Origin of the sequence: Fructilactobacillus hinvesii (assembly GCF_024029435.1) — a bacterium.
Taxonomy (GTDB): domain Bacteria; phylum Bacillota; class Bacilli; order Lactobacillales; family Lactobacillaceae; genus Fructilactobacillus; species Fructilactobacillus hinvesii.
In genome coordinates this window covers 399,154-424,090 of record NZ_CP097118.1, presented here as the reverse complement: position 1 = coordinate 424,090, position 24,937 = coordinate 399,154, and the positions used below count along the sequence as shown (strand labels likewise).

The window sequence follows — 24,937 nt, the reverse complement described above, 5'->3', positions numbered from 1 at the left end:
CTGAAGAAACAGTCTGAATGCGCTCTCATACGCACTCAACTACAACATCTATCTTAACAACTTTTATTGAAAAGTCAAACAATTCAGCAATTGGTACGTATCAATTTAAGAGAAGTTTAACCAACTAAAGCCCGCCTTAATTCGGCAAATCCACAAAGGTGTTGTAACTAAAGTAGCGGTAGTGCACCCGCATCTTGGAAAGCTCAAATGGGGTTCCATTATCCAAGAAAAAGATTCCTTCCATAATTCCCACCGGTTCCGTAGCGGTGAGTTGCAGTAAATCCTGGTCATCAACGTTACTGGGTTCAACCTTCAACGACATCACGGCCTTGGTCCCAGTATGATGCAGTTCCTTTGCAAAGTACGCAAATAAAGAGCCCGCCACAATCTCCTTTGTCAGAGCGGGCGCAATTTTAATCGGAATGTAGCTCGTTTCAATGATAATGGCCTGGTCGTTTAACAACCGGAGCCGTTTAATCTTATAGACGAATTCTTCTTCCTGTAAGAAGAGACTCTCTTTCACCTCCGCTGGTGCTGGAATCACTTGAAAATCTAACACCCGAATGCTGGGTTCATAACCCTCCGTTCGCAGGTTATTAGTAATCCCGAGGTTGGAACCCTCGTAACGAAAGATGGATTTGTTCTTTAAGTAGAGCGGATTAACAAAGGTCCCGGAGCCGCGCTTTTTAAAAATGACTCCCTGTTGGGCTAAAATGCTAAGCGCCCGTTTAATGGAACTCCGGCTCACGCGAAACGTCTCACTCAGCGTTCGTTCGTCAGGCAATCGGTTATCGGCAAATTGGCCGGACCGAATCTGCTCTTTCAGTTTTTTCATTACTTTTTGATACACTAAATCAGCCACAAACAACCTACCTCATTTTTCCTTTGAATAGTTCAAGTATAGCAGAATTATCCTTATAGCTGGAATGCAACCAAAAACGTCTCCCTCCGAACCGGAGAGAGACGTTAATTGAACTGTTTTATTCAGCTTCAGCTTTGGCTGCTTTTTTCTTTGCAAATTCCTTGTCTGAACGAATAATGTCGTACAGAACCCAAGCCAGTAAGGCCAAGATTAAGATGTTAACTCCCCAAGCAATGGCATTAGCCAAGGAAATTTGGCTTGCTGATGGGTTTTCCCCAAAGAATCCTTGGACCGCGCTTGGCATGTTGTAAATGTTCAAGAAGACTAAGGTAATTACAGAAACCCAACCACAGACTTTAATCCAGAGTGAATTTGCAAACCGTTTCCCGTGCATTTCAACTTCACTATTAGTAAATAGTAACACTGGTAGCATCGAGAATGGCAACGCAATCGCTAAAAAGACCTGTGAGTTTTCCATCAAATCATTAATATCAGCATGTTGAGCTAATTCTGGTTTTCCAGCAGACATCAGCACACACAGCAACACGGGAACGATGGAAAGTAACCGCGTTACTAACCGCCGGGCCCAGAGTGGCATCCGCATGTGCACGAAACCTTCCATGATAACTTGTCCCGTTAAAGTACCAGTAATCGTGGAGTTTTGTCCGGAAGCTAACAAGGCCACCGCAAACAGGGTCGACAGCAAGCCAGTCTTAGCTACTCCAGCTAACAAACCGTTGGTCATGAAGGCCGGGTTCTTTAAAGCATCGTAGAGTCCGAAGAACGAAGTATCTTCCACCACTCCAGATTTGAAGACGGCCACCCCCATGATCAAGAGGAGGGCGTTCACAAAGAAAGCCATCGTTAACTGAATGTTAGAGTCAAAGGCGGAGAATTTCACTCCACGAGCTACGTCTTCTTCGTCGTTGTGATCCACTTTTCGCGTTTGGGCGATTGCAGAGTGCAGGTACAAGTTATGTGGCATAACCGTTGCTCCGATAATTCCTAGAGTTCCAGTTAAGGGTGTCATCCCGTGTACCACTGGTTTTTCTTTAATCGTGTCTAAACTAGGAACCAGTCCTTTCAGGACTCCCAGCCAGTCTGGTTGTGAAAGTGCTACTTCGTAAGCGAAGACGAAGAAAATGACTAAAATCAAAGCCACCACTAGGGCTTCCACTTTTCTAAACCCGATCGAAGTCAACAACAACAGTACCAAAACGTCAAGAACGGTAATCAAAACCGCCCAGACGATTGGAATCCCAAACAACAGGTAGAGGGCAATTGCACCCCCAATCACTTCTGCGATATCAGTCGCCATGATTGCTAACTCAGTCATAATCCAGAGGACAATTCCGAGTCCCTTACTGGTCCGGGCCCGAATTGCTTGGGCTAAGTCCATTTGGGTCACGATCCCAAGTTTAGCTGCCATGTATTGTAATAACATCGCAATCAAACTTGAAATCAAGATGATGGACATCAGCATGAATTGGAAGTTTTGTCCCCCAGTAATAGACGTCGCCCAGTTTCCGGGATCCATGTACCCCACTGCAACTAGTGCTCCTGGTCCGGAGTACATAAATAATGTCTTCCAAAATCCAATGTTTTTTGGCACCTCAACGGAACCGTTAATTTCGTCTAGCGATTTGCCATTCGCATATTCAACTAAACGATGCTTCTTATGTTCTTCTGCCATCCGCAATCTCTCCTTTATATATTAAATTCAACCTCATTGTACATTAGAACCTAGCACTTGTCATTAAAAATTTCTAACTAATGAATTATGCTAAAATAAAACGGAGGTGAACTACAATGGCGCACAAGAAAAATAAGATTCACAAAACACTCGTTGAACAAATTTTAAGTCAACACAAAATTCCATACCAGCAAATAATCTTCCCTACCTATCAGGATGGCGACGTCACCCAACTAGACACGAACGGTTCCGACTATCCCAAACACCAAATTTACAAAACGCTCGCGCTCACGGGCAAGCAAACGGGGCCAATTGTTGGCGTGGTGCCCCTGGATGCTCGACTAAGCTATAAAAAACTGGCGAAGGCCTCTGGTAACAAAAAAGTGGGAATGATTCCCCTCAAAGAACTCGAAAAAACGACCACATATGAACATGGGGCTAATACTCCAATTGGAATTTACGAAAAAAAGGGTTATCCCATTTATCTCGATACCAGTGCTAAAGAACAAGAAGAAATCATTGTCTCATCCGGCCAAATTGGTCGTTCCGTTTTGGTAAACGCCGACCAAGTGGCCCGACTAGTTCACGGTCATTTCGCTGACCTCACCGAATAACGTAATCCTGCTTGCTTGCATATTTTTAGAAGGAAAAACAAACCAATGGATAAACTAACACTTGCTTTGCCCTCCCAACTGCAATCCGATTTGCATGCGGTGGAACGGCGTCTCCTCCAACTTAACGTAGAAAATCCGGTCCAAAAATCCGCCCTCCAAAAACTAATCACGGGGAGCGGAAAAATGCTGCGGGCCACTTTTGTCCTCCTCGCTAGCACCTGGGGACCAATCACGCCCAACCGAGACCGGGTCTTGAACGCTGCGGCCGCCGTGGAGGTCATTCACTTAGCCTCTCTCGTGCACGATGATGTGATTGACAATGCCACCCGCCGGCGGGGTCAACCCACTTTAAACTCGCAGTTTGGAGAACAAACCGCCATTTATCTTGGGGACTACTTATTTACCAAATACTTTGAACTGCTCCTTAGTTACTCAACTGATTTTGCCAATCTAGATTACTGTGTGCAGGCCATGAAGGCTGTCTTAACCGGTGAAATTGAACAAACCGAATTAAACTTCAACCTCCACCGAACGGAACAGGATTACCTCAAATCCGTTCAGGGCAAAACGAACGAACTCTTTCGCATTAGCTTTAGCCAAGGGGTTCGCTTAGCAGAAGCCGACCCAGTTGTTTGTCAAACCGCAGAAGAACTCGGCAATCAGATTGGCTTTGCTTTTCAAATTCTAAACGATTTAACCGACTTTCAGATCAATCCCCAAACCGGATTACCAAGACTTAATGACGTTCAGGAAGGCACTTACACCCTGCCCATCATCAAAACGTTGCAAAGTGACCAAGGACCAGAATTAGCGACTATACTAAAAAAAGATCACCTTAAAGTCGGTGATCTTAATGTAATTGTTCAATTAGTGAAGGAGAGTGGTGGGTTAGCAGCAACCAAAACAATTGGGGAAGGCTACGTGCACTCGGCCTTACAGTTATTAAACCAGTTACCACAAAATAACAGCACTAAGTTGCTCCGCAAACTGCTCCACCGTGTGTTTGCCACACTCTAACTATTCTTCGCCCATATCCATTTTGTAAAGGTTCCGGTACCGTTCGTTACTTTCGTACAGTTCTGTAGGCGTTCCCTGCATTTGTAAGACCCCGTTTTCCAAAAAGATAATTTGGTTCACGTGACTGAGTCCTTGCAAGTGGTGGGTGACCCAAATCATGGTTTTCCCAGCTAAAACCCGATTAATCGTGGTAATTAGTTGCTGTTCCGTGATCGGATCGAGTCCCACGGTTGGTTCATCTAGCACCACGACCGGATTATCCTGTAGAAGAATTCGGGCCAACGCTAATCGTTGCCGTTGCCCACCTGACAGACGCACCCCATTCTCACTAACATCCGTTTCCAAGCCATCTGGAAGTTCTTTGACCAAGTCAGAGAGCCCGACTTCCGCGATGGCTTTTTTGACGGCTTCATCCGTTGCATTTTCATTTCCAATCCGGACGTTGTTCATGATGGTAGTGTTAAACAGGAACGGCTGTTGGTCCAGCACGCTAAACCAGCGATCTGCGACTGCCTGCAACTCATGCGCTGGCGTCTGATCGAACCAAACTTGTCCCGCAGTTGGCACCAAACTTCCCGTCAATAATTCTAACAGGGTCGTCTTACCTACCCCACTCGGACCGATGATGGCAAGGGATTCCCCCACCGGCACGGTAAACGACACCCGTTGGATGATGTCCTTTTCGGTTTTAGCATAATGAAAACTCACATCAGCAAACCGAATTAATTGTAATGACTGGGGCGTCGGTAAATCCTCTGGGGCGGTCGGTTCTGGTTTCACCTGTTTTGAAAGTTCATTTAACCGCTTTAACGACTCTTCATACATTGGTCCTTCTTCGGCTGCTTGCGGCACCGCCCCAAACGAATCCATTAACGGAAAAATTCCCAACGTAAAGGCGGCAGCGTAGTTAGCACTTTCCTGGTGTCCCGTCAGGGTCAAAGCTGCCCAACCAATTGTAACCATAATCATCAGACCAAATAAGAGCTTCACCACAAAATCTCGATTCCATTCAAACAAATTGGCCTTGCGATTTAACTGCCCCGCTGGTTCATCCTGTTTACGAACGGTTTGCACAAATTCTCGTTCACGTCCAGAAATCATCCAGTCTGCAATTCCAAAGGTTGCATCAGTCAAGCGTTGGTAAGAATCATGGACGAGTTCACGTTGCCGAACCCGGGTTGCTCCCTGTACTGCTTGAGAAAGCAAGGGAACTACCACGAGAATGATCGCAAAGAGGACCAACATAACCAGTGCATACGGCCAGCTTACGATTCCAAGCCCGATTAAAAGCACAATCCCAGTTAGGTAAGCAACCACAATGGGGAAAATGGTTCGCAGATAAAAGTTTTCTAGGTGATCAATGTCATCGGCCAAAAAGCCAAGCAATTTTCCGGACTGAAACTGTTCGCTCAAAAAAAGTGCCGAAATTTCCAGGGTTTCGTACAGTCGTTTTCGTAAACTTGAGGTAATCTTTAAAACCCAATTATGACTATTAATTCGTTCCAAGTATTTAAATACCGGCCGGCCAATCCCAAAGGCTCTGGTTAAAAGCACCGGCACGTATACCAACAGAATGTTATACGGATGAGTGGCAGTCCGACTAATTAAGTAACCGGCCACAAACATTAGGCCAACCCCACACAGAATCGTAATGACCCCCAAAAAGAAGACCAAAAAGAGTAACTTCCGGTACTGACGGAGGTTCGGCCGGACCCATTGATCCTGTTTCCACTTATTCGGCATGCTTTTCACCTCGAATCTCGTTGACCAGTTCTTGATAAACTCCGTGCTTTCGCTTCAATTCAGCCGGAGTCCCTTGTTCCACAACCTGACCCTGGTCCATCACCAAAAGGTAGTCCATCGAACTGACCCAGTGCAACCGGTGAGTCGAAAAGAGGACCAGGTGATTTTGAAAGATCTTGGTCATTGTTTGTTTCAGTTCATATTCCGTTTCCAAGTCCAGATGGGCGGTCGGTTCGTCAAACAGTAAAATCGTTCGTTCTGTATCGAGCAGGGCTCGGGCTAGCGCAATTCGTTGCGCCTGCCCCCCACTAATCCCCCGACCACCTTCTCCAATTACCGTCTCCAAACCAGCCGGTAGTTCAGCAATGAAATCATCCAGGCCAGCTTGCTTTACGGCTCGTTGAATTGCTCCCAAACTAGCATCTGGTTGATAAAAGGCTACGTTAGCCGCAATCGTTCCGGAAAAGATGTACGGGTGCTGGGGAATGTAACTAATGTGCTTTTGCCAGGCCGGTTGGGCCAAACTATCAACTGCTTGGCCATCAACCGTAATTGGTCGTGCTTGATCGGCATCATCTGGTTGAATCCACCCGCCAAGTACGTTCAGCAAAGTTGACTTCCCGGCTCCAGACTTTCCGATAATCCCCACGTTCAGGTTACCTCGGAGCGTGAAATTAAGGTCCGTCAGTGCTGGCTGCTCCGCCTGGGGATAGGTAAAGTTCAGCTCATGAACCCTTAATTGACTCGTTGCCGTCCAGTTTAAGAAGTCCGTCAGTGGCTGATTACCGTGGGGAGCCGGGAGCGCTAGGATACGGTTAATTTCTGTCAGCGCGTTTTTCCCGTCCAAAGTAGCGTGGTAGTCATCTCCATAGTCTCTGACCGGGAAAAAGTAGTCTGGACACAGGATCAGGATAATCAGCGCCGGCAATAAATTAATGGAACCCACAATCAATGCCTGCCCCAGTAATACGGCAACAATGGCAATGGAAATCGTGGTGAAGAAATCCAGCGCAAACGTCGACAGCAAGGCTACTTTTAGCACGCTCATCGTACTCTTACGGTAATTTTCACTCACCCGGTAAATGTTATCCCCGTATTTTTTACTTAAGCCAAACAACTTCAGGGTTTTCAACCCCCGAATACTGTCGACAAAGACGTTGGCCATCTGTTTGAATTCGGCATATTGCTGATCTGACTTGGATTTAGCCGACAATCCCAAAATAATCATAAACATGATAATCACTGGAAACATCAACAGCAAAATCAAGCCAGACAGCCAGTCAACGAAAAAGATGTAAGCCACGATAATCCACGGGATAATCGCCATGTTAATCGTTTTTAACACGATTAAATCCAGGTAGTTTTGTACCTGGTCGAGTCCTTCTAAGGCCAACGTAACCACGTGACCCGAGCCGACATCCGCTACCATGCGGGGGCCAAGGCGAAATTCTTGTTGCAGAAGCTGACCCTTCAACTGATCCACGGCGTGATCTGCAAAATTATCTGTAATTTGACTCTCAATTCGGGTAATTAAATACCGAAGGGCGAAAAAAACAAAAAAAGATAGCACCGGCACCACTAGGGCCGCTATCTTTTCTCGCTGCCAAACTACCACGAGTGCTCGCGCTAAAAACACGGCTTCTAACACAATCGTTAGCGCCTGCAAAATTGCGAGTCCGCTGAGCTTACCAATCAATTTTTTAATTCCCGGAATTGATAGTAATTGTTGATCAAACATTTTATCAATCCTTACTGCGGTTTAATAACCGGCTTCGTCTTCTTGCACTTCCTGCAACGAAACCCGGTGCCACTGCGAGATGTAACTCCATGCAAAGTAAATCAGCACAATTGGCAGGAGGACACACAGGACAATCGTCATTACCCCTAGGGTGTAGGGACTAGCTGAGGCAGACACGATACTAATCGTGTGTGCTGGATTGGTAGCAATCAAAACGTTCGGGAACAAGCCCACAAACAACAGCGCAACCAAGGCGAAGATAGTAAGCGTGTTGGCAATGTAAGCAGACCATTCTCGGTCCCGAATCGTCGCAATGTGACCCCAAACCGTAGTTGCAACAATGACCACTAGGAAGACTAAGGTTGCAATGAGGTGGTTTTCATAAAAGTTCGTTTGAAAATAGAGGGCAATCGCAAAGAGGATTTCAACTGGGTAAGCGGCCCAGTACAAATTACCGCAGAGCGTTGCGGCGTGATAACGCATTAACCCGGATGTCCGTAACGTTGCGTAGTGCAATCCCTGGTAGAGACACAAAGCCGTTAAGGCCACTCCACCAAGCAGGGATAACGGATTTACAACGTCAAAGAAACTAGCAAAGATGTTCCCCTGAGCATCCATTGGAACGGCTTGAATCATCGCTGTAAAGAGCATTCCAAACAAGAAAGGAGTGAAAAAACTCCCAAAAAAGTTGGTCCACATCCAAGCGTTGCGTCCCTTCTTGGTTTCGGCATTTTCCGAAAATTCAAAGGAAACCCCCCGAAAAATCAAGGCGATTAACACCAAGAATAACAAGATATAAAAGCCGGAAAAGAGGCTCGCATACCACAACGGCATCGAAGCAAACATCGATCCTCCGGCGGCAATTAAGAACACTTCGTTCCCATCCCAGTGGGGTCCAATTGTCCGTAACAACTGTTGGCGTTCGTCGTAGGTATACGCTAAAAAGCGGGTTGCCATTCCAATTCCTAAGTCGGCTCCATCTAGCACAAGAAACAAGGCAAATAGTAGCCCAATTACGGCATACCAGAGTAATTGTAAGAAACTCATTTGCTAAAAGCCTCCTTTGAGAACGGATCTTCCGTATCGTATTCAATTGTATCGTCGATGGCTTCTGGTCCCTTTTCCAGGTTCTTCTTAGCGTAAATAAACATGAACGCTCCTAAGAAAGAAAAGAGGCAGAAGTAGACAATAATCGTAAAGAGCACGGCTCCGGCACTGGTACTTGGCGAAACGGCATCCGCAATTGGTAGCAAGCCGTACACAACCCATGGGTTCCGCCCTAATTCGGTAACAATCCAACCACAACTGTTAATCAAGAACGGTCCGAAGGTTGCAAGCGTTAATAAGAGCAATAACCACTTCTGTTTAACAATCGTGTTTTTCCGTTTCCGCGAGAACCACAACCCTAACAAGGATAGCATTCCAAGGGCTCCAGCCCCAGCAACCATGATTCTAAAGGAGTAGAACAAGGTATTAACTGGTGGGTAGTAGTTCATGTTCTTGCCAAACTTTTTATCGTATTTCTTGTGCAAGTCCTTGTTGACCTGATCCATCCCCGTGATGTTTCCACTTGGTTTGTGGTAAGTCAATAAGTCCAACATGTAAGGAATTTCAATCCGATATGTAGCGGTTTTTTCTTTGGTATTGGAAATTTGCACAACACTCCAAGCTGCAGGGCTCTTCACGTTCTTGTACTCCCCTTCGGCAGCCGCAAATTTCATTGGTTGGTCTTTGGTTAAGTACAGCATCTGACCGTCCCCAGAAACAAAGCCTCCGAGCAAGCCGAACAAGCCAACGATTAACCCCAGCCGCATTGATTTTCTAAAGAAGGCTGGTGATTTCTGCCGAAACAGCATCCAAGCTGATGCTCCAGCCACAATGAAGCTTCCTGTGACGAAGGCCCCAAAGATTACGTGGGGGAATTCGTACCAGAGTTGCTGGTTTCTAATGATGGCAAAGAAGTCCGTCATCACGGCGTGTCCCGTTTTAGGGTCAATTTTGTACCCAACGGGGTTCTGCATAAAACTGTTGGCCGCTAAAATCCAGAGGGCCGACAAGGTCGATCCAATAACTACCAGCCAGATCATTAATGAATGCCAAACGGGCTTCATTTTATCCCAGGTAAACATCCAGACCCCTAGGAAGGTTGATTCCAAAAAGAAGGCCAATAAAGCTTCGATTGCGAGTGGAGCCCCAAAAATATCTCCCATAAACCGAGAGTAGTTAGACCAGTTCATTCCAAACTGGAATTCTTGAATAATCCCGGTCACCACTCCAACGGCGAAACTCAGAAGGAAAATCTTTCCCCAAAACTTCGTCATCGTGAGATAAACCGGCTTCTTCTTAATGACATACATTGTTTCCATGATTGCGACTAACAACCCTAATCCAATGGACATCGGTACGAAGAAAAAGTGAAAAATCGTGGTCATGGCAAACTGGAACCGTGCCAATGAAACCACGCTCATGCCAATGTTGAACATCTTTCATCTCTCCTCAATTAACTCTGCAACATCATTTTCAGCCCGGAAAGTTCGTAACTACTCCGCTTAAAAATGACGTTTTTAATGACAGCAGCAATAAATCCGTTAATTTTAACGTGCATGCCTAGCATTGCAACGTCAGCAACTGCGTTGTGAGGTCCTAACGAACATACCGTTCCTAACGAATGGTAATTAAACGGCGCTTCCTTTTTCCCGGCTAACTTATTTTCAAAGTTGGCCACGGCGTTACTAGCTTCGTAAATCGAAATTTGCGCCGTCGTCGGATACATCCGGCCAGAAGCAGGATCCTTAACGGCCGAAACGTCACCAATTAAGTATTGGTTAGGGTAGGACTGTAGACTCATATCATCGTTAACGGCCACCCGATTACGGTGTTGATCATATCCAGAAGCAGCAATTACATCGCTCCCCTTCACTCCGGCAGTCCAAAAAATGTTAGCAGCCGGTAGGAATTGGTTCTCCTGACCGTAATAAACTCCATCATCAGTCACTTTATTCACATTCGATCCCAGAATAAAGTTGACCCCTTTCTTTTCCAGGTACCGTTTTGCATATGTAGATTGCTTTTCATTAAACATGCCTAAAAAGGCTGGAGCCACACAGGTGATTTTTAAATCAGCCGGCCGAAAGCCGTATTTTTTGGCCCAAGTTGGAACCATATGTACTAATTCACCTAACAGTTCAATGCTGGTAAAACCACCACCAACCGTCAAAATACTAAGATACTTAGTATCCTTGGTTTCAGCATACTTTGCCAATGAATCCTGGAGGGCCTTGGCGTCTCTGCTTGAGTTTTCAATGTTACTGATTTGGAGTCCATCCGTATCAGCTCCTGGAGTGTTAAACGTTTCCGGTTCAAAGCCGAGCGCGTTAAACAGGTAATCATAACTTATTTCTCCGTGTTGCGCCAACATTACCGTGTTTTTGTCCCCATTAATCAATTGAACTTCATCTTGAATAAACTTGATCTTGGGACTAATGATGTCTTCAATCCGGAACATAATTTTTTCTGGGGCAATGCTTCCAGCAGCTACCCGATATAATTGCGTCGCATCATAATGATACGGAGTCCGATCAACTAAGGTAATCTCTAGGTCTTGTTTACTTTTTGCCAAGCGTTTACAGGCCCGGAGTCCGGCAAATCCAGCTCCAACCACTAATACTTTTTTCATTTGACTTGCCTCCTTCTACTGGCTAGTTATCTAACTAGCAATCTTTTTTACCCACTTAATCTTACCATATTCTAAATCCAACGGAATGCCGAATTTACTTGGTTCACGTCCATTGTAACACTTTGTCACTTTTAATTAACCTTGGACCAATTTAGGTTTTTTAAACCAATCAATTGGAAAGCCAATTAGCCCTCCAATTTGGTTAGCATCAATCATAACAAGATGTCTATCTAACCAACGGAATCTTTTTCTAAAAGTGTTGTTTAGCATTTTAAATTCTGTTTCGCTGAGAAAACATTCTAAACTTGCAAAAGTTGAATATACAGATTTACGACTATCACGATCAATTAAGTCATATTTATCATGAATCAAACTAAAATATTTAGAGCTAGAATGACATTTAAAGGCAATTAATCTATTATTATGAGCACAAATATTTCTAGTTTCATGAATATTTTTAATAAAAGAATCCATAATTTTAGGATTAATATTCGCAGAGGTAGCATAATTATTGGCTTTAATAAAATATTTTAAATCATGTGCGATATTAAGCCTAACCTTATCCGTAGAATCTTTTATCAAAAAACGCAAAGTACCGAAATCAATAAAATCAAATTTAGAAAAAAAAATACTCCTATCTGTAAAAAGCAGATAGGAGTATTAATCGCGACAAATCCCGCAGGATCTGTGGCTCTTCCTACCACTATTCTACTAAATAACACTTCGACAATCAATTCATTTTATCTCAAAAATATAATTACATGTTTAGTGTTGTAATTATATCATCTAATTTGATAAATATTTTTATAAATATAAACGCATTTTAATTTTAATAACGCTTGAAGATTAAACGTACAAAAATAATGATATTTTAAAACTTTTCTACCTTTTTCCCTGCCGCTCCGCCACAAATCGAGTTAAAAAGCGTTCAGTTGCCTGCATCCGGGGCCCCGCCATTCGTTGGGCCGTTGCGGTATTAAGCAGTTGCACCACCCGTTTGGTCCGCGCCCGATAATGATGGTAAGTGTCAGTCGGATGACGATAGGCCCGTTTGCTGGTCAATGTCTGCTCACTAACGTGCGGTTCGTACATTGGAATGCCATGCACAGCCCCGTAGGCAAACGTTCGGGCAATCGCCACCGGCCCAATGGCATCTAACCGATCGGCATCCTGGGCCACTTGGCCAGCCGGATCTAGTTGATAGTGCTGTTCCAGATTTTTTGAAAATGACAGGTGCTCAATGTCTTCCATAATTAAATGAATCTCATTTGGTTGATACTGCCACTCTGCCAGTTTTTGGGCAATAGCGTGGCGCTTTTGTTCAGGATCAGTCGTGAGCTTTTCGTCTGGAACATCATGTAAGTAAGCAATCGTGAGGGCCAACGTGGCATCCGCCGGCTCAGTTTGCAATAGTTTTTGCGTTAACTTAACCACTCGTTGGACGTGAGCAAAGTCATGCCCCGTATGATCACTTGCTAACTGTTGCTGGACGTAATAACTAACTCGTTGCAACCGTGCATCCATTTCCTCCTCCTTGAGCTATAGCTCCCACTCCTGCTTAAATTCCATCACAAATTCCTGCATGTAGCGCTTGCGTCCGTTCCCAATTCGTCTAGCAGTCGCCGTGTTCATCTGTTCTGGTAATTTAAAGAGTTTTTCATAAAAATGATTAATGGTCGTTTCTGGTTGCCGATAATTCTCCTTGGTCAACCGCTCGCGGGGTTGAACCTTTGGGTCATACATGGCATAACCGTGCACGGCTCCATACGAAAAAGCCCGGGCAATTCCAATTGCGCCAATGGCATCTAGTCGATCCGCATCTTGAACTAGTTGGCCTTCGGGACTCAGCTTCTGGTGCTGCTCTAAGTTAGCAGCAAATGACATGTGATCAATGATGTCTAGAACCTGATCTACTTCAGCAGTCTGATAGCCCACCTCGGTGAGATAAGTAATCACTTCGTTCCGGCGGGTAGCCGGATCAGCAGTTAACTTATCATCAAAACAATCGTGTAAATAGGCTGCTGTCAGTGCCAATTCCCCGTTCGCGGGATTTTCGGCCAGTAACTGACGCGTGAGATTCACAACGCGTTCAATGTGGTCAAACCCATGTCCCGAATGATCCCCTGTCATCATTTGCTGGGCAAACTCCGCCACCTTCGTTAGTCTTTCCGTCATTTATTCCATCCGCCTTTCTCCATATATCGTTTTATTCTGCCACAATCAGATTCTAAACACAAAAAGAGGTCTGCACTTGCAGAACCTCTTTTAAAGTTAAACTCATTATTTTATAGGAAAGTAATGATTTCCATCAAAATTGGCACCACTACCACGAAGAGCACCGTACTAGTAACTACCACGTTGGTAGCGTAGTCGACGTCTCCATGAGCGTTTCCAACCAAGATTGGCAATACCGCTAATCCTGGAGCAGCTGCCTGGATCACAAAGGTACTTAGTTCTGGTCCAGGAACTGTAGCTCCCATGCCTGTGAAGGCCATCAAAACGGCAATCATAATGGCTGGTGAGATTACGAACCGTCCCACAAGCGCCAGGATTGAATCCCGGTCAAAGTGGATGGAGTTTAAGCCGGCATCCGCCAGGATAATTCCAATGTAGATTAATGACAATGGCGTTACCAAGCCACCAATCATCGTAAAGGTCTTCCCAAGCATTGGGAAAGCTGGTGGTTCAACGATGAACGTGATTGGCAATCCAAGCACTAACCAAATCAAAGCCACTAAGAATCCAATTAACGGAGCTGGCAATAGCTTCTTCCAGTTAAACTTGGCTGAACCACGGTCATCCTTAGACTTAGTTGGATCATCCGCAGAAATGAAGAAGATCCCAATTGCCCACGTCGAAATGGTGTTCATCAAGTAGTATAGCAAGAAGTACGGTAGGCCTTTATCCCCGAACAGGGCCATGTTTAACGGCATCCCAATGAAAATGGTGTTGGCGTTCACGAACATGTTAATGAATGTTCCCCGCCGTCCCTTGCGGATCTTGAATAGATAGACCATCGCGATGGCAACTATATAACCCAGTAAGAAACTGATAAACACATACAATAACCCACTCGAAAGGCTAATCAGTTTATCCCGGTTTAAGTTAGTAACCACGGACATAAAAATTGAAACTGGCAAAGCGATGTTCATAATAATGAACGAAATGTTGCCTTTGAAAGTGTCGCCTAATCGGCCTGATTTTCGTAACCAATAACCTAAGGCAATGACGAGGACGATTTCACCGACACTTGACAATGATGTCAAAAACGCTGTCATTGACGCTCAATCCTCCTAAATTTGAAATTAAATTTATTAATCTGCTAAATCAGTGAGGTCAGAGTAAACTGGATACCATTTTTCGTTTTCAACTGCTCCCTTGACATCACTAATTTGTTCCCGAGTAACCCCTTGATCAACGGCACTCTGAGCCACGGCGTTAGCAACCGTTTGGGAGAATTCCGTCAAACGATCAACCGGTGGTAAGATGGCAGCTCCTGGTTGTTTAGGATCCACAATTCCACCTAAGGAGTGGGCTGCTGCACTGATCATGGCATCATTTAAAGTCGTAGCAGTAGCAGCAATGGCTCCTAATCCAATTCCTGGGTAAACCAACGCGTTGTTAGCTTGACCAATTTCGTAAGTAACTCCGTTGTATTCCACGGGAGCACTTGGAACTCCGGTAGCCACTAAGGCCCGTCCGTCAGTCCACTTAATCAAGTCAGAAGCCTTTGCTTCACATAACTTAGTTGGGTTAGAAATTGGCAGAATAATTGGCCGATCAGTGTGAGCAGCCATTTCTTTGACAACGTCTTCGGTGAAGGCTCCTGGGTTAGTAGAAGTTCCGACCATGATGGTTGGGTGGACCGCTTTTACGATTGAAAGTAAATCAGTTAAATCTTCACTGTTCTCAAATTCTGACCGACTCCGGGCAAATTCTTTTTGAGCAGGAGTCAAATCAGGCATGTCATCAAACAAGAGTCCTTGCTTATCAACCATGTAGAAGTGCTTCTTTGCTTCTGCTTCAGAGAGTCCTGCTTGAACCATTTCTTCACAAACTCGTTGTGCAATTCCGGCTCCGGCAGTTCCAGCTCCGTAGCACAGGTAAGTTTGATCCGTCATCTTTTCACCAGAAATGTTCAAAGCCCCCAGCACTCCGGCTAAGACAATGATTCCCGTTCCCTGGATATCATCGTTAAAGACCAAGAATTGGTCTTTGTACTTATCCAAAATGTTAGCAGCATTAGAACGACCAAAGTCTTCAAAGTGCAAGTACAAGTTTGGGAATAAGTCTTCGGCTTCTTGCACAAAGTTATCGACAAAGTTGTAGTATTTGTCGGAGTAGTCCCGTTCTTGGTCTAAACCAACGTACAATGGATCTTTCCGTAATTCGTCACGAGTAGTTCCGGCATCTAAGACCACTGGCAGAACTTTAGATGGGTCAATTCCAGCCGCAGCCGTGTAAACCATCAACTTCCCAACTGGAATGTCAATTCCTTGGGTTGCCCAGTCCCCAATTCCGAGAATCCCTTCTCCATCGGTAACTACTAACAACTCAATGTCTCTACCTTCAGCAGCGTTCAATAAACTTTGCCGAATCGTTTCGCGGCTGTCATCATTAATGGATAAGAACGCAGCGTTTTGTGGGTTCACGTACATCCGACTGTAGTTTTCAATTGAATCGGCAATCGTTGGGTCGTAAACTACTGGCATGAATTCGCTCACGTGCTTAGCAAAAGTGGCGTAGAATAACACCCGGTTTTCGTTGAAAATACTCATTAAGTACACGCGCTTTTCTAAGTCGTTACTCTTTTGTTGGTATTCAGCGTAAACCCGTTCTACTTGTTGATCGAGAGTTTGCACCCGTGGTGGGAGCATCCCTTCAAGGTTTAAAGCCTTTCGTTCGGCTTCCGTAAAAGCCGTTCCTTTGTTTAAGAAAGGATTGTTTACGATTTCTTGACTCTTAGTCATCAGCTAAAACTCCTTTTTTCGTAGTATAATTAAGTAACATTTCCTGCACAGATTATTCATTGAACACGTCTATCTTAAAAGAGGCAGAAAATGATAGTCAAACCTAGATTTTCCATAAATAGAATTTATATGAGGTGCCCCTATCAAACTACAAGACTTACTCTACTTTAATAAGTTGGTGGAACTAAAAAGCTACACGGCGGTCTCCGAATACTTCGGCGTTAGTCAACCAACCATTTCCATCGCGATCCATCGCCTGGAAACAGAGTTTAACGTCGAACTAATTAACCGTAATCAGGCTCACCACCACGTTAAAATCAACCAAGCAGGTCAACTCCTCTACAGTCACACCCAAAAAATTGCGACCCAGGTCGAAGAAATCCAGCGTGATTTAAACAGCAACGGAGCCGACCACATTAACTTTGGCATGCCTCCCATCATTGCTAACTACTATTTTCCAGAACTCGCCATTACCCTTAGACAAGATGGGATTCTCGACAGTTTAGCCAACGTAGAAGGTGGGTCGGCCACCCTGCTAGAACAACTCAAACAAGGGAGCGTTGACGTAGCCTTGCTGGGTTCAGCTACGCCTTTAGAAAGCCCCACAATTGAATCAAAAGTGGTGGCTCAAAGTGATTTCAAGCTGATTGTACCCCCTGACTCACCGTTAGCTCAGCAAACAACCATCCGCGTGCGCGACTTAGACCGCCAGGACGTGATTGCCTTTTCAGACGGATTTATTCACCAACAAATCTTGAATCAGTTAATCAAAGAACACAGCCTACACATCCATACCAGCTACACCACTAGTGACATCGAATTGTTAAAACAGTTAGTCAGTCGCGGAGTGGGCGTCGCTTTACTAACGGACGAAGCGATTCGACCTGCAGACAACGTGGTGCCCCTTTCCATCCAGGATGAAGATCTTCCCCCCTTTTACGTTTCCGTGGCCTACCGTAAGAGTCACGTTTTAACCCCCAAAGAAAAGAACCTGATTAAGGTCTTAACAAAGCACATTCAAGCCACTTAATTGCACAGGGCAAAATTGTAAATTGCTTTTTTCCTAAGATTCACGGAAAAAGCTTTATCCAAATTGGAATTGTAGTAAAATAAAGACGAACCAAAAGAAAGGGTGGAAAACAATGGCAGAACAAGAAAAACATCACGTTTATACTGACTATTTTTTCAACGAATCCGCTTATGACTACCATGATGGTGGCTACGTTCCGTTGGAAAAACACGATGCTCCCGAAAGCAAGCTGAACATCCCTGAAATCTTAAAACCAGATAAGGTGGATGGCAACGACGTTTGGTACACGGTGGAAGCCCAAACGGGAGAAACCCAAATTTTACCAGGTGAAAAAACGAAGACCTGGGGTTATAACCAAAGTTTATTGGGGAAAACGATTATTTATGAAGATGGTAAAAACTACCACGTCACCTTAAAAAATAGTCTTCCCGAATTAACTACCTACCACTGGCATGGTTTGGACGTTCCTGGTCCTTACATTGACGGTGGTTGCCACGCTCCCGTTTACCCTGGGGAAGCTAAGGAAATCGAATTTCCAGTCCACCAACCAGCTGCAACGACCTGGTTACATGCGCACCCATGTCCATTAACTGGTTGGGACGTTTGGCACGGTTTAGCTTGTGCCGTAGTCGTAAAGGACCAGCACGAAGCAACGTTGCCATTGCCACGCAACTACGGTGTCGATGACATTCCGGTAATCTTACAAGACCGTCGTTTCGACGAACACAACCAATGGAACTACGATGATGATTACGATCCAGATGGAACTGAAGGACCAACTGCTTTAATTAACGGAACGGTAAACCCATACTTTGACGTTACCACGCAAAAGCTCCGGTTACGGTTCCTAGACGGTTCGAACCGGCGTGAATGGCGCTTACACCTGAGCGATGACATGGTAATGACCCAAATCGCTTCAGATGGTGGTTTACTGCCAGAACCAGTTTACTTAACCAAGTTAATGATGACTTGTGCCGAACGGACGGAAGTTGTCTTAGACTTTGGTAAGTACAAACCAGGCGACGAAGTAACCTTGTACTCTGACGACACGCCGATCCTGAAGTTCAAGATTCACGAATTCGCCAAGGCTGACACGGAAATTCCTGACCACCTCGCTGACATGGACTACCCTGATCCTGACAAAGATTCGTTGGTTCACCAAGTAGTGATGTCTGGAACTGACGAAGAAGTCGAATTCAACGGAAAGAAATTCGGCATGATGCGGATTGATGACCGACAAGAACTCGGCAAATCCGAATACTGGGACATCACGAACACCAACGATTGTTGTGGGGGAATGATTCACCCATACCACTCTCACGGTGGTCAATTCATGGTAGTTTCTCGAAACGGTGAAGCACCATATCCAAACGAACGTGGTTACAAAGATACCATCGGGGTTAACGCCGGTGAAACGGTTCGGGTTAAGATGAAGTTTAACCACCCCGGAATCTTCATGTACCACTGCCACATCATCGAACACGAAGATGGTGGAATGATGGCGCAATTGCAGGTTTACACCAAGGATGATCCATACAAGAAGTACAAGTTAATGGACATGAAGACCTTGATGGATGCCCTGGCTGAAGAACGGCACTGTCGTCCAGAAGACTTGAAAATCAAGAGTTTGGAATCCTACAAAAAGATGGGCATGGACATGTGTTAATTTAAACGCAAACTAAAAAGAGTCGTAACTGACGAAGGTCGGTTGCGGCTCTTTTGTTATGCAGAAAATTAATCTTCAAAGTTCGTTAATTCTCGCAAGAAATCATACAGTGAAATGGCTAAAGTAACTAAAGCAATCACAAAAATGGTCAGCAAAATAACTTGGTCTTTTCCATTATTTTACTACTTTTCAGTATCTTAATGATCAATTCATCTAGACTACTTTCTTTTCTTACTTCTAGTTCATTTCTAGCTCTAAAGGAAAAACGGCTTGAATTTACACCAGTTTTTCCTATTGATAAGCTGCCTTTTGCAAATTATAAAGCTCCGCATATTCTGGATTTGTTTGTAACAATTCGGCGTGGGAGGCAAAACCCGTCACTCTCCCATTTTGTAACATCAAAACCCGGTCCGCATATTGGACCGCTGACAATCGGTGGGTTACAAAAAAGACAGTTTTGTGTCGATTTTGTTGTAAAAAGGTCTGATAAATTTCTTGTTCGCTGCGCGGATCCAATGCGGCCGTCGGCTCGTCTAAAAATTCAATCTGCCCATCGGCATACAAATCGCGTGCTAAAGCAATTCGCTGCCATTGTCCCCCCGAAGCATCCGTTCCGTGCGCAAATTCCTTGCTCATCATCGTGGTTAGTTGAACGTTTTTCTGCTGCAAATAACTAGCTAAACCTACCTGGGCCAGTAAATTTTTCACGTAGGTCGGATCATAAGCATGGGCGGCCGCAACGTTTTCTCCTAACGACAGTTTGAACTTGGAGAAATCTTGAAAGGTCGCTGAAAAAGCCTGGCGATAGGCATTAATCTCAATCGTCTGCACGTTCTGCTGATCTAATTGAATTTGTCCCGCACTCGGATCATAAAATCGCAACAATAGTTTAACTAGGGTTGATTTTCCAGAGCCATTTTCACCGACAATCGCAATTTTTTCGCCTCGCTGCACCGTAAAGTTCACGTGCTTCAGCACTAATTGATCAGAAAAAGGATAGTGGAAACTGACATTTTGAACAGATACGGTTTGAAAATCAATTGGAAACGGCTGCCTTCCATCGTGTAAGTCATCCTGAAAATCAATAAAATGGTAGAACTTTTCAATCCATAGCAAGGAATCGTACAACAAGCTACTATCTTCGACCAATTTCGCCATACTACTGGAAATGTAGCCCATCAAGGTAATGTAAAGCAATAACACCCCCATTTGATAGGTTCCGGTTTGAACCGCCGTAATGAACCAGTAAAAACCATACCCAGTGACTGCCACCACTAAAATCAAATAGCTGGTCCCAACCAGCGCCTGTTTCCGCCGAACTTGATTAACTTGGGACTGAGTTTGGTTAAAAAGACGCCGGTACTTAGTAATGATGGGCGTAAACATGTTAAACAATCGGACTTCTTTGGCATCCAAACGATCCAGTAACAATGAACTATAGTAATTTAATTTCCGCGCGTTTTTACTCCGCGTTACCATCGTTTCAAACGCGTCCTGCTGAATTCGGTAGTAAGAAATACTTTGAGGGACTAACACCGCAATCAAGGCCAACGTCAACCACCAGTTGTACCGCGCTAACATGACGAACATTACAACTAACATGATGCTTTGTTGCACAATCGATAGCCCAAACACAATCAAATTAACCGGTCGCCAGGAATCATCACTTTTCAACATTTGCAGATCATCAAAATACTTAGAATTATCAAAAAGATTCAATGATTTTAACTCTTTCGACTTCCCCATCAACTTTAGATTCAAAAATCCAGTTAGTTTATCGGTTAAAATTCCCTGCACAAACAACGTAATGGTCGGCAAAATTTGCGTTACTGCCATTGCCACTAGCCAAATCGCAAAAGAAGCCCAAATGGGATGCCGTTGGACCAACTGATTAATGATTTGCTGTCCCGCCTGAACAGCTACTAACGGTAAAACGGCTTGCAGAGGCAGTAAAACCATTAACCAACCAGCCGCTTGAGGCGCGGCAGCCCCGAACAGACGATATGTTTTCTCCAACTGGCGCAGATATTCGGTGAAATGCTGCCACCTGGACTGTTTTTGTTTCATCAAATCGCCCCCTTGATACAAAAAACCCATAACGAAACATCGTTATGGGTCCAAAAGATTAGAAATTATTTTGTGTTAGTTTGTGTGAGTTGCAAGTTACTAAATGAATTGTCACCATCAGCTGGTTTAACGCTGTAACCTTGAACCCGCTTGTTAACTGGTTGCCAATCCAATGAGAAGGAAGCTGGAGCATAAGCCGTTTCCTTGTTCATGTATTCTTGCCAGTCCTTGAACTGTTTAGCCCGGTATTTTTCGTTCCAAGCCTTGTCGTTGTTCATGTTATTCATCAGCTGTGTGTTTTCCTTGGATACAAAGTGACCCATGTTGAATGGTGCGCTTTGACCGTACAATCCAGTTGGAGTTGGTTCAGAACTGACACTAAATCCACCTCTCCAAACATCAATGTTATTGTTATCTGGCTTTTGCAATGCAGCAAAGTAACTATTTGTTTCCATTAATTTACCAGTGGTAAATTTAACGTTCAAACCTAACTTCCGCCATTGTTGAACATAGTACTTACTAGTGGCATTTGCAGAATCAGAACTGTTTGGTGCAGCAAAATTAATTTCCAATGGTTTCCCGTTTGGTTGGGTCCGCCACTTGCCCTTCTTCTTGTAACCAGCTTGGTCTAACAGCTTTTCAGCCTTAGACTGGTTGTAAGTGAATCCTCTGGCATTCTTGTCGTAGTACTTCTTAAATACTGGTGGAATCAAGGTGTTAGCTCGCCATGAAACTCCGTTCCCGAACTTCTTGGTAACTTCGTCTTGGTCAATCGCATACATCATAGCTTGCCGCAGGTTCTTGTTGCTCATCTTCTTGTTCTTGTCAGTAACCTGTTTGTTTGTCTTAGTGTCTAAGTGACCCAAGTTAAATCCAAAGTAGTAGTAACCAAGATCAGGTGCTCCAACGACTTGATAGTTACTCATCTTCGAAATCTTTGGATAGTCAGCCGCTGATTGAACTCCTTGAGTAAAGTCATACTTCTTGGCTTTCAACGCAGATGTAACGTTACTTGGAGAAACAATTTGGATATTAATGTGCTTGATGTGAGCCTTCTTACCCCAGTAGTACTTGTTAGGGCTCCAACTCGTGGATTCCCCTTCAACCACCTTGTCGAGCTTGTAAGCACCGGTAAAGATTGGAGTCTTCCGAATCTTATCAGAAGCAACTAGGTCAGGAATCTTAACGTCCTTCAGGTATTCGTATGGTTCAACTGTACTCCACATAAAGTTGTTCCCAGCGTACTGCATAGCAGGCGTAATTCGGTCATAGTGGATCACCGTCTTCTTCCCGTTTTCACCGTCTGGGAAGGTGATTCCAGAAATTCCTTCCGCTTTTCCTTCGTGGTAGTCCTTCATTCCTTGGATGTGTTCAAAGTCCTCGGAATACTGTTGGGATTTCGTTTCCGGGTTGGCCAACACTTCATAGGCATACTCTACATCCTTGGCAGTAACAGGCATTCCGTTCGACCACTTAGCATTGTTACGCAGTGTAATTGTAGCAGTGTTGTTTTTCCGGTCTAGTCGAAGGTTTGCGAGTCCACCATCTTTAATTTTATAGTTATTATCGGTAGCAAATAAGTTATTTGCTCCACCAGGTGCAAAAACATCGCTATCTGTTTTTGCACTAATTAACAACGGATCAGAAATCCCCGTAAATGGTGATGGAGAAACTTCCCCAATCTTCAAAGTTCCATTATTAGCTTCCTGGCTTGCTTTTCCAGAAGCACTAAAGGTTTGTGGCAATTTTGGCGTTTTCGCCGTGGCACTGTCGCCCCCGTTAGAACAGGCGGCCAGTGAAAGGGCAACCAAGGCTGCGCTTCCCCACATGGCAAGTTTGTATCGTTTCTTCATTTTCTGCTTTTCCTCCTTTAATCCTAAGAACTGTAAACTGCGTAACTGATGTGGAATTCGCAACCACCTCCCTCAATGGTTCATTAGTTAATTAATTGCCGCGTCGTTGCGAGGCATTAGCGGTTCGCCGTAATACTTGACCCACGTAACTGATGGCTAAACACAAGAGAATAATTTCTAATGCGGCTGGTAACCAGGTCCACCAGTATTGGGTAATGTTGTTTGGATCATTGGCATTCGCAATTAACGTCCCCAGTGATGGGGTTCCGTCTGGTAATCCAAAACCTAAGTAGGAAAGTCCCGTTTCAACCCCGATGTTTTCCGCGAAGGATAACGTGGTATCAACGATGATTAAAGATGAAATGTTCGGTAAAATTTCTCGGAACATAATCTTGAAGTTACTGGTTCCGGCCACTTTAGAGGCCGCCACGTAGTCTTTTTGTGACTCTGCCAAAGAACTCGACCGAATCAGTCGGGAAGTTCCCATCCAATAGAAGATGGAAAGTAACAGGGTCAACGTAATCGCGTTGTAGTGCGGGATAATCGTTACCAACACGATAATTGTCATCAGCATTGGAATAATCATCATGAAGTCGTAAACCCGTTGCATGGTTAAATCAATGTAGCCACCATAGTAACCAGAGACTAATCCATATACCACCCCAAAGGTGGAAGAAATGGCGGTTAAACCAATCGCAATTAAGATTGAGTTTCGTGATCCTACAACCAGTTGAGACAGAATTGGTCTACCGGAGGAGTCTCCCCCTAAAATGTAGTTCGTAAAGGGTTTCGCGTAATATCCCATCAAATCAGTTTGCATAATCTGGGGGACGTTCACGAAGAAGGACCCAATTACCACTAACAGGATAAAGGCCACGATGAAGATTGCAGAGGCCATGGCGGTCTTATCTGCTTTAAATTCATTCAGCATCACTCGAATGGTGCTAGGAGTGGCTTCATTTTCCGCTTCCTGTGAAAGTTCTAACAATTCGGCGTCCGATAACTCGTCACGCCCACTAAATTCGTATGCCATCTTGGTTCCTCCTTCCTACTCGATCCGAATCCGTGGATCCACGATACTCAAGACAATGTCTGAAATTAATGTTCCTAAGAGGTTCAAGAATCCGTATAACAACACCAGGGTGGTGATAACCGTGTAATCCCGGAAGTTCACTGCATTCAAGAATAGTTGACCCATCCCTGGATACGAGAAAATCATTTCGGTAAAGATGGAACCAGTTAATAACCCAGTAATTGAGTAACCCGCAAAGGCGGCAATTGGCAAGACGGAATTTCTAAAGATGTGGTGCCGGTAGATTGCCTTAGTGGGTACCCCTTTGGCAATTTCTGTTTTCACAAAAGCAGAGTGCTTAGAGTCAATTACCTGAGACCGTAAGTATTGAATGATATTTACGGTTCCAAACAGGGCTCCTAAAAGTCCTGGCAGGATAATGTGGCCTAAACGGGATAACAGCGTTGGGCCTAAGCCAGAAACGCTTGGAGAAACGGAACCAGAGGTTGGGAACCACCCGAGGGCGTACCCGAAAATCCAGATTCCAATCACTAAAACAACGAAGAATGGAATTGACATCGTGACGTAGGTGTAAATCCGAATCAAAGTGTCCGGCCATTTGCCTTCCTTTTTCCCGGCGTAAATTCCCAGTGGTAACCCAATCGCATAGGTTAAAATCATCGTGAAGGCAGCTAACCAAAGGGTATTCATTCCCCGTTGTTTGATTAAGTCAACCACTGGCATCTGGTATTCATAACTCATTCCTAAGTTCCCGTGGAAGAGGTTAACCACCCAGTGCCAGTACTGTACATACCATGGGTCGAACAATCCGTTGGCTTTCATTAATCGGTGAATTTCAGCGGGATTACTCTTGGGGTTAATCGATCCCGTAAATGGATCCCCCGGCATCGCCTTAGCTAGTAAGAACACCAGAATACTCAAGACAATCAATTCAGGAATCATAATCAAGATTCGGCGTAAAATTGTTTTCCACAT

The 24,937-nt window shown here is 44.5% G+C and carries 20 protein-coding genes; 4 read left to right on the top strand and 16 right to left on the bottom strand.

Annotated elements, in window-relative coordinates; translation table 11 throughout:
• Positions 1-136 precede the first annotated feature (136 nt).
• Entirely contained in the window at positions 137-862 is a 726-nt protein-coding gene (locus tag M3M39_RS01985) for a GntR family transcriptional regulator (RefSeq protein ID WP_252797559.1), read from the bottom strand.
• Between the two features lie 118 nt (positions 863-980).
• The gene (locus tag M3M39_RS01980) at positions 981-2,555 is read right to left on the bottom strand and encodes an Nramp family divalent metal transporter (protein ID WP_252797558.1); all 1,575 of its coding nucleotides are present in this window, start codon (positions 2,553-2,555) and stop codon (positions 981-983) included.
• Positions 2,556-2,671: 116 nt separating this feature from the next.
• Between M3M39_RS01980 and M3M39_RS01975 the strand changes: the two genes are divergently transcribed.
• Together M3M39_RS01975 and M3M39_RS01970 are read left to right on the top strand one after the other, a co-directional pair.
• On the top strand, positions 2,672-3,169 hold the full coding sequence (locus M3M39_RS01975; RefSeq protein ID WP_252797557.1) for an aminoacyl-tRNA deacylase: 498 nt from the start codon (positions 2,672-2,674) through the stop codon (positions 3,167-3,169).
• Between the two features lie 45 nt (positions 3,170-3,214).
• A complete protein-coding gene (locus M3M39_RS01970; protein WP_252797556.1) occupies positions 3,215-4,186 on the top strand; it encodes a polyprenyl synthetase family protein in 972 nt (323 codons plus the stop codon).
• Here M3M39_RS01970 and cydC read toward each other — a convergent pair whose 3' ends face one another.
• The 10 genes from cydC to M3M39_RS01920 form a co-directional block, all read right to left on the bottom strand.
• Entirely contained in the window at positions 4,187-5,929 is a 1,743-nt protein-coding gene (cydC, locus tag M3M39_RS01965; protein ID WP_252797555.1) for a thiol reductant ABC exporter subunit CydC, read from the bottom strand. It abuts the gene before it with no gap.
• Entirely contained in the window at positions 5,919-7,667 is a 1,749-nt protein-coding gene (gene cydD, locus M3M39_RS01960; protein ID WP_252797554.1) for a thiol reductant ABC exporter subunit CydD, read from the bottom strand. Before cydD ends, cydC begins: the two co-directional genes overlap by 11 nt.
• 21 nt (positions 7,668-7,688) lie before the next feature.
• On the bottom strand, positions 7,689-8,714 hold the full coding sequence (gene cydB, locus M3M39_RS01955) for a cytochrome d ubiquinol oxidase subunit II (protein ID WP_252797553.1): 1,026 nt from the start codon (positions 8,712-8,714) through the stop codon (positions 7,689-7,691).
• On the bottom strand, positions 8,711-10,150 hold the full coding sequence (locus tag M3M39_RS01950) for a cytochrome ubiquinol oxidase subunit I (protein WP_252797552.1): 1,440 nt from the start codon (positions 10,148-10,150) through the stop codon (positions 8,711-8,713). Before M3M39_RS01950 ends, cydB begins: the two co-directional genes overlap by 4 nt.
• A gap of 17 nt (positions 10,151-10,167) precedes the next feature.
• Complete coding sequence (locus M3M39_RS01945) at positions 10,168-11,343, bottom strand: NAD(P)/FAD-dependent oxidoreductase (RefSeq protein WP_252797551.1); 1,176 nt, start codon at positions 11,341-11,343, stop codon at positions 10,168-10,170.
• Between the two features lie 135 nt (positions 11,344-11,478).
• Complete coding sequence (locus M3M39_RS01940) at positions 11,479-11,949, bottom strand: Abi family protein (RefSeq protein WP_274705496.1); 471 nt, start codon at positions 11,947-11,949, stop codon at positions 11,479-11,481.
• A gap of 276 nt (positions 11,950-12,225) precedes the next feature.
• A complete protein-coding gene (locus M3M39_RS01935; RefSeq protein WP_252797549.1) occupies positions 12,226-12,867 on the bottom strand; it encodes an HD domain-containing protein in 642 nt (213 codons plus the stop codon).
• A 15-nt stretch (positions 12,868-12,882) separates the two neighbouring features.
• A complete protein-coding gene (locus M3M39_RS01930; protein ID WP_252797548.1) occupies positions 12,883-13,518 on the bottom strand; it encodes an HD domain-containing protein in 636 nt (211 codons plus the stop codon).
• 110 nt (positions 13,519-13,628) lie between these two features.
• Positions 13,629-14,621: an AEC family transporter gene (locus M3M39_RS01925; protein ID WP_252797547.1), complete on the bottom strand. Its 993-nt coding sequence runs from the start codon at positions 14,619-14,621 to the stop codon at positions 13,629-13,631.
• Positions 14,622-14,657: 36 nt separating this feature from the next.
• Positions 14,658-16,313 carry a malolactic enzyme gene (locus M3M39_RS01920; protein WP_252797546.1) on the bottom strand — a complete coding sequence of 552 codons (1,656 nt, stop codon included), beginning with the start codon at positions 16,311-16,313 and terminating at the stop codon, positions 14,658-14,660.
• A 142-nt stretch (positions 16,314-16,455) separates the two neighbouring features.
• Between M3M39_RS01920 and M3M39_RS01915 the strand changes: the two genes are divergently transcribed.
• Both M3M39_RS01915 and M3M39_RS01910 read left to right on the top strand, forming a co-directional pair.
• Positions 16,456-17,343 (top strand): LysR family transcriptional regulator, encoded by an 888-nt coding sequence (locus M3M39_RS01915; RefSeq protein ID WP_274705495.1) that lies wholly within the window; start codon positions 16,456-16,458, stop codon positions 17,341-17,343.
• 112 nt (positions 17,344-17,455) lie between these two features.
• On the top strand, positions 17,456-19,009 hold the full coding sequence (locus tag M3M39_RS01910; RefSeq protein WP_252797544.1) for a multicopper oxidase family protein: 1,554 nt from the start codon (positions 17,456-17,458) through the stop codon (positions 19,007-19,009).
• A 291-nt stretch (positions 19,010-19,300) separates the two neighbouring features.
• Here M3M39_RS01910 and M3M39_RS01905 read toward each other — a convergent pair whose 3' ends face one another.
• The 4 genes from M3M39_RS01905 to M3M39_RS01890 form a co-directional block, all read right to left on the bottom strand.
• Complete coding sequence (locus tag M3M39_RS01905; protein ID WP_252797543.1) at positions 19,301-21,076, bottom strand: ABC transporter ATP-binding protein; 1,776 nt, start codon at positions 21,074-21,076, stop codon at positions 19,301-19,303.
• A gap of 65 nt (positions 21,077-21,141) precedes the next feature.
• Positions 21,142-22,929 (bottom strand): oligopeptide ABC transporter substrate-binding protein, encoded by a 1,788-nt coding sequence (locus tag M3M39_RS01900; protein WP_252797542.1) that lies wholly within the window; start codon positions 22,927-22,929, stop codon positions 21,142-21,144.
• Positions 22,930-23,020: 91 nt separating this feature from the next.
• Complete coding sequence (locus tag M3M39_RS01895) at positions 23,021-23,962, bottom strand: ABC transporter permease (protein ID WP_252797541.1); 942 nt, start codon at positions 23,960-23,962, stop codon at positions 23,021-23,023.
• Between the two features lie 15 nt (positions 23,963-23,977).
• A complete protein-coding gene (locus M3M39_RS01890; protein ID WP_252797540.1) occupies positions 23,978-24,937 on the bottom strand; it encodes an ABC transporter permease in 960 nt (319 codons plus the stop codon).

Excerpts from the sequence above, each read along its gene's own strand:
- M3M39_RS01950 (WP_252797552.1), bottom strand. The coding sequence starts at position 10,150 with ATGTTCAACATTGGCATGAGCGTGGTTTCATTGGCACGGTTCCAGTTT.
- cydC (WP_252797555.1), bottom strand. The coding sequence starts at position 5,929 with ATGCCGAATAAGTGGAAACAGGATCAATGGGTCCGGCCGAACCTCCGT.
- M3M39_RS01920 (WP_252797546.1), bottom strand. The coding sequence starts at position 16,313 with ATGACTAAGAGTCAAGAAATCGTAAACAATCCTTTCTTAAACAAAGGA.
- cydD (WP_252797554.1), bottom strand. The coding sequence starts at position 7,667 with ATGTTTGATCAACAATTACTATCAATTCCGGGAATTAAAAAATTGATT.
- M3M39_RS01935 (WP_252797549.1), bottom strand. The coding sequence starts at position 12,867 with ATGGATGCACGGTTGCAACGAGTTAGTTATTACGTCCAGCAACAGTTA.
- M3M39_RS01905 (WP_252797543.1), bottom strand. The coding sequence starts at position 21,076 with ATGAAACAAAAACAGTCCAGGTGGCAGCATTTCACCGAATATCTGCGC.
- M3M39_RS01975 (WP_252797557.1), top strand. The coding sequence starts at position 2,672 with ATGGCGCACAAGAAAAATAAGATTCACAAAACACTCGTTGAACAAATT.
- M3M39_RS01900 (WP_252797542.1), bottom strand. The coding sequence starts at position 22,929 with ATGAAGAAACGATACAAACTTGCCATGTGGGGAAGCGCAGCCTTGGTT.
- M3M39_RS01945 (WP_252797551.1), bottom strand. The coding sequence starts at position 11,343 with ATGAAAAAAGTATTAGTGGTTGGAGCTGGATTTGCCGGACTCCGGGCC.
- M3M39_RS01970 (WP_252797556.1), top strand. The coding sequence starts at position 3,215 with ATGGATAAACTAACACTTGCTTTGCCCTCCCAACTGCAATCCGATTTG.
- M3M39_RS01930 (WP_252797548.1), bottom strand. The coding sequence starts at position 13,518 with ATGACGGAAAGACTAACGAAGGTGGCGGAGTTTGCCCAGCAAATGATG.
- M3M39_RS01890 (WP_252797540.1), bottom strand. The coding sequence starts at position 24,937 with ATGTGGAAAACAATTTTACGCCGAATCTTGATTATGATTCCTGAATTG.
- M3M39_RS01910 (WP_252797544.1), top strand. The coding sequence starts at position 17,456 with ATGGCAGAACAAGAAAAACATCACGTTTATACTGACTATTTTTTCAAC.
- M3M39_RS01980 (WP_252797558.1), bottom strand. The coding sequence starts at position 2,555 with ATGGCAGAAGAACATAAGAAGCATCGTTTAGTTGAATATGCGAATGGC.
- M3M39_RS01925 (WP_252797547.1), bottom strand. The coding sequence starts at position 14,621 with ATGACAGCGTTTTTGACATCATTGTCAAGTGTCGGTGAAATCGTCCTC.
- cydB (WP_252797553.1), bottom strand. The coding sequence starts at position 8,714 with ATGAGTTTCTTACAATTACTCTGGTATGCCGTAATTGGGCTACTATTT.
- M3M39_RS01895 (WP_252797541.1), bottom strand. The coding sequence starts at position 23,962 with ATGGCATACGAATTTAGTGGGCGTGACGAGTTATCGGACGCCGAATTG.